The 4,599-nt window shown below is 55.4% G+C and carries 6 protein-coding genes and 2 pseudogenes; 5 read left to right on the forward strand and 3 right to left on the reverse strand.

Annotation, left to right across the window (positions count from 1 at the left end):
• Positions 1 to 561 (forward strand): ATP-binding protein (locus ACESMT_RS21730; RefSeq protein WP_372828672.1); only part of this gene is annotated, 561 nt, incomplete at its 5' end.
• A 614-nt stretch (positions 562 to 1,175) separates the two neighbouring features.
• Here the strand turns inward: ACESMT_RS21730 and ACESMT_RS21735 are convergent.
• On the reverse strand, positions 1,176 to 2,060 hold the full coding sequence (locus ACESMT_RS21735) for a LysR family transcriptional regulator (protein ID WP_372828676.1): 885 nt from the start codon (positions 2,058 to 2,060) through the stop codon (positions 1,176 to 1,178).
• Positions 2,061 to 2,138: 78 nt separating this feature from the next.
• Here ACESMT_RS21735 and ACESMT_RS21740 point away from each other — a divergent pair, with 78 nt between their 5' ends.
• From ACESMT_RS21740 to ACESMT_RS21755, 4 genes and pseudogenes are all read left to right on the forward strand, one after another.
• Complete coding sequence (locus ACESMT_RS21740; protein WP_372828673.1) at positions 2,139 to 2,558, forward strand: DoxX family protein; 420 nt, start codon at positions 2,139 to 2,141, stop codon at positions 2,556 to 2,558.
• 8 nt (positions 2,559 to 2,566) lie between these two features.
• Positions 2,567 to 3,238: a glutathione S-transferase family protein gene (locus ACESMT_RS21745; protein WP_372828674.1), complete on the forward strand. Its 672-nt coding sequence runs from the start codon at positions 2,567 to 2,569 to the stop codon at positions 3,236 to 3,238.
• A gap of 56 nt (positions 3,239 to 3,294) precedes the next feature.
• A pseudogene (locus tag ACESMT_RS21750) lies at positions 3,295 to 3,551 on the forward strand (integrase core domain-containing protein); the annotation flags it as partial.
• 11 nt (positions 3,552 to 3,562) lie between these two features.
• A pseudogene (locus tag ACESMT_RS21755) lies at positions 3,563 to 3,922 on the forward strand (transposase); the annotation flags it as partial.
• 114 nt (positions 3,923 to 4,036) lie between these two features.
• On the opposite strand, the gene ACESMT_RS21760 reads toward ACESMT_RS21755, so the two are convergent.
• Together ACESMT_RS21760 and ACESMT_RS21765 are read right to left on the reverse strand one after the other, a co-directional pair.
• A complete protein-coding gene (locus tag ACESMT_RS21760; protein WP_372828675.1) occupies positions 4,037 to 4,381 on the reverse strand; it encodes a hypothetical protein in 345 nt (114 codons plus the stop codon).
• A gap of 85 nt (positions 4,382 to 4,466) precedes the next feature.
• Entirely contained in the window at positions 4,467 to 4,595 is a 129-nt protein-coding gene (locus ACESMT_RS21765; protein ID WP_372827255.1) for an IS3 family transposase, read from the reverse strand.
• Positions 4,596 to 4,599: the final 4 nt, after the last annotated feature.

The following is a 4,599-nucleotide window of genomic DNA, read 5'->3' on the forward strand; positions in this document are numbered from 1 at the left end:
ATTGAAGACCTGGACAGCCGCACACGCGGCATAGAGCGCAGCGCCGTGATGAGTTTGGCCCTGGGCGAATGGGTGACCCAGGGCCACGCCGTGCTCATTACCGGCGCCACCGGCGCGGGCAAGTCCTGGCTGGCCTGCGCGCTGGCGCAACACGCTTGCAGGCGCGGCCAAAGCGCCTACTACCAGCGCGTGCCGCGCCTGGGTGAAGAGCTGCGTATACGCCACGCCAACGGCACATTCACACGTTGGCTGGAGACACTGAAGAACACGGATGTATTGCTATTGGACGACTGGGGCATGACTGCCATGGACGCACAGACCCGAGCTGATTTGCTGGAGATCATTGATGACCGTGCCAACGCACGCGCCACCATCATCACCAGTCAGTTGCCTATCGAGCACTGGCACGAATGGATTGGGGACGCCACGATTGCCGACGCGATGCTGGACAGGCTGATGCAAAACAACCACCGCTTTACGCTCACGGGCGAGTCGATGCGCAAAAAGACCGCCACAAAAGCCAAGACCAGCGCAGCCGCGGCCAACCCCGAGGGCGCATAGGCCCGCAGCCCTCGCCTGGGGCGGGGTAATGCATGGGTACATGCACAACCGGGGGGGGGCCTGCCGGCGGCCCTGGCGGGGCCTGATTCAAAAAAATTCCAAACAACCAAAACCGAATACCGAGAAAGGTCAAAACCGCTCAAAAAACCAGCACCCTCTACAATTCAAACCGCGCAACACCATGCCCGGTCACGATCACCGGAATCTGCGGTCACGATGCCGGAATCACCGGTCACGATCAACGGAATACGCACCTATTACCAAACGAGCACGTTCTGACCAAAATCATGCAAACCTGCGAGCCCTTGAAGTGAGTCAGTTCCGCCTAGCGCGATCGGGGATGCGGACAATAACTTGGACTACATGGAGGTAGTTCATGTACTCATACGAAGACCGCATTCGAGCAGCCTGTTGATTGCCGAGTAAATTTGACCCCGGGGTCAAGATTCAGTGGAAATCAACACTTGGCCCTGGTCCCATGCGGTACCCCGTCTAAGTGGAAGGCAAGTCTTGGCAGAAAGCAGTCTTTCACTTTTGAGGACTCTACACAAAAAAGCCTGCGTACTTCTTCCCTGCCAAGTCAGAGAGTGGTTACAAACCGGCTCATATGTGCCTCAAGACAACTTTAGATTTTCCGAAAGAAATGAGTAAACGGCGGCCACGCGTCGCAAATGTCGCGCATCAGTATGGGTCAGAAGCCAAAGCTCTGTTTGACATTCATCCAAGACATCTGTCAATTGTCGAAGGTCGGTTCTGTTAAGCGCAAGAAACATGGGGAGTAGGCCGATCGCAGCGCCCCGGCTGACCAGCTCGGATACGGTCAGGATGCTGTCGACCAGATAGGTTGGAGTGACTTTAGGAAAGTACTTTTTCCGCCAGACAACCGATGGGTGTTCGGGTAAAGCATCGTCGGGCGCGGCCCAAGGTGTATGCGCTGCGACTTCTGCGTCGAAGGTTTTTGGTCCGCCCTTTTTCGCGGAGAAAAGCGCAATCCGGATGGGGCCAACATGTTTACCAATTAAATGTTGGGGTGGTCTGCGCGTGGCTCTCACGGCGATATCGGCGTCGCGGCGCGTAAGGCTGGCAAGCTCGTTGCCAGCGTGCAGATCGAAAGTCAGTTGTGGGTGGCTTGAGAGAATCTGCGGGAGTGCCGGGGCTATCAGTCCGTGCATGATGGTGTCGGTGCTGGTGATACGCACGGTTCCAGAGACTTGCCCCGGGCTCATCTGGGCCGCAGAGCGCGCTGCTTCCAGTTGCGCTTCCATTTGCTCCCCGTGGGCCGCGAGTTCTCGGGCCAATTCGGATGGCAAGTAGCCCGAGCGAGAGCGCTCAAACAGGCGTGTTCCCAAACCCTTTTCAATCCGTTGCACGGTTCTGAACACAGTTGATGCATCGACACCCAGTCGCTCTCCCGCGTCAGCCAAAGTGCCTGCACGAACCAACGCCAAAACGACCCCGAGTTCTGATCCCTGAATTTTGTATTGCATTCGTGCATTCATGGTTTGCATTGCCGCCTATTTTCATTGCATACCTGAAATCATACATTCACTCCATCGTCAACCTACTGGAGAAATGCAATGAGCTATCAACCGCATCAATCAACCCAAATCGGCATCTCAATGCTGCGGGTGAGCCTCGGCGTCATGTGGATCGCACATGCTCTGTTGAAGCTGCTGGTCTTTACCCTGCCCGGAACTGCGCAGTTTTTTGTGAGCGTCGGTATTCCCGGTTTCCTGGCCTATCCGGTATTCGCGGTTGAGTTGTTAGGTGGCATCGCGCTGTTAACTGGCTTTTACGCTCGGCAGGTCTCACTGCTACTAGTCCCGGTCATGCTGGCGGCCGCTTCGGTACATTTCGGCAATGGCTGGGTCTTTACGAGCCCCAATGGTGGATGGGAATACCCCATATTTCTGACGGTGGCATCGGTTTCCCTATGGCTGATCGGTGATGGTGCATTTGCAATTCGCCGCAGCAATCGGTTCGTGCTTGGTACTTAAGGGAAAAAATGACTTCCAAACTTGTTCTCGTAAGCCACAACCTGTGCCCTTACGTGCAAAGAGCTGCCATTGTGCTTGCGGAGAAAGGCATTGCGTTTGAGCAGATCAACATCGATTTGGCAAACAAGCCAGGGTGGTTCCTGAAAATATCCCCACTTGGAAAGACGCCCGTTTTGTTAGTTGACGATGTGCCGATCTTCGAATCTGCCGCGATTTGCGAATATCTGGATGAAACTGCTTTGCCTCGTCTTCATCCAGCGGACCCGCTACAGCGCGCCCAACACAGGGGTTGGATGGAATTTGGCTCGTCTGTTCTCAATGTTATCGGCGCGTTTTATAACGCTTCTGATGACGCGGCGCTGGATGAAAAGGCCGCTGAGCTGCGCAGACGATTTGACCAAATCGAATCAGAGCTTGGCACCGGTCCCTACTTTGAAGGATCTCGATTTTCCATGGTGGACGCCGTTTTTGGTCCGATCTTTCGTTATTTTGATGTTTTTGAATCGTTCGGAGATTTCAAATTTTTCACCGATACGCCAAAAATAGTGGCATGGCGACAGGCGCTCGCAGCAAGGCCTTCAGTGCAAGGGGCGGCACACAGCGATTACATCGCCTTGCTTCGTGAATTCCTAGTTCGACGCAACAGCGCAATTTCACGGCGTGTTGAAAGACACCCTTAACTTCGACCTTACCCCAATCAAGGGAGAAACGACGGCTGGCGGGCAGCGAGGATGCCTTGATTCACCATTCCGAGCGGGGTAGCCAGTACGTCACCATTCGCTACTCCGAGCGCGTGGCTGAGGCCGGCATAGAACCCTCGGTGGGTAGCAAGGGCGACAGCTATGACAACGCCTTGGCCGAGACGATCAACGGGCTCTACAAAGCCGAGGTGATTCATCGCCGCTGCTGGCCAACCCGAGAGTCGGTGGAGCTGGCAACACTCGAATGGGTGTCCTGGTTCTCAACCACCACCGCTTTCTCAGCCCTATCGGTTAGCTGGTTTTCTGCACGGTAAAGAAAAATATGTGTATGCCGACTCAGGCTACAGGGGTGCGCTGGGGCGAGTCAACCGCGACGACCTGCAGTGGCACATCGCCGCCAGACCCACAGACATCGCCCGGATGCCGCAAGGCAGAGCCAAGACCAAAGTGCAGAAGCAGGAGCACGGCAAGGCCAATGTCCGCGCCAAAGTCGAGCATCCGTTCCGGGTGATCAAGCGACAGTTTGGGCTGATGAAGGTACGCTTCAAGGGACTGCAAAAGAACACCGCGCACGTCGTCACCCTGTTCGCGCTGTCGAACCTGTGGCTGGCCAGGCGGCAATTGATGGCGATGCAGGGAGTAGTGCGTCCAAAAGCAGCGTGAGGGGCAAGAAAAGCGCCCCAATGGCACTAAATCCTCGGCAAAAGGGCCTTTTTCGCGAATGAATGAGACCTGTAGATATTTCAAGCGCTAATTTGCGACTTGATCAGACGGTCCCTAGCCTAAATTCCCGACTTGCCACTGATGAAGCAACGCCAATGCCGGCAGAAGTACAGAGATGGCGGTGGCAAAAGCAATGTGCCGCTTGGCTAGGCCTCCCGAGGCCTCGCGACTCTTGCCAAATGAGTAGCTGACGAAGAGGAGGACTGCCAAGGTTGAAAGTGAAGCTAAAACAGCGACTGCCATGACTACAGTGCTCGCAGTTTGCGGCCAGGTGCGGTCGCCGTACACAAACAGCCAGAGGATTCCAGCGCCTGTGCCGGCTGCGACAAAAGCCGAAAGAAATGCGGCCATTGCGCTGGGCAGGAGAAACAGCAGCGGATATGCGAATCGAGCCTTCATTTGCGAGATCCTTTCCGTGTGCCGGCTAACGAATGAGAGGGACTTCCCCGTCCCAAGCAAGCCGCGCCCCGTCAGGGTGTGGTGGTCAAGTAATTTCGGACAGTTCGCTAGGTTTTTCAGATGTCGATTTACGCTCGAAAGCGTTGGGTGACATGTTGCCCAGTTTTGAGTGCAGCCTTGTTGCGTTGTAAAAGCCAACAATGTAGTCGGCAATATCG

This window comes from Polaromonas sp., assembly GCF_041689105.1.
Taxonomy (GTDB): Bacteria; Pseudomonadota; Gammaproteobacteria; order Burkholderiales; family Burkholderiaceae_C; genus Polaromonas.

What these genes read in the sequence shown, in the direction of transcription:
- ACESMT_RS21735 (WP_372828676.1), bottom strand. Translation starts at nt 2,060, where the DNA reads ATGAATGCACGAATGCAATACAAAATTCAGGGATCAGAACTCGGGGTC.
- ACESMT_RS21740 (WP_372828673.1), top strand. Translation starts at nt 2,139, where the DNA reads ATGAGCTATCAACCGCATCAATCAACCCAAATCGGCATCTCAATGCTG.
- ACESMT_RS21745 (WP_372828674.1), top strand. Translation starts at nt 2,567, where the DNA reads ATGACTTCCAAACTTGTTCTCGTAAGCCACAACCTGTGCCCTTACGTG.
- ACESMT_RS21760 (WP_372828675.1), bottom strand. Translation starts at nt 4,381, where the DNA reads ATGAAGGCTCGATTCGCATATCCGCTGCTGTTTCTCCTGCCCAGCGCA.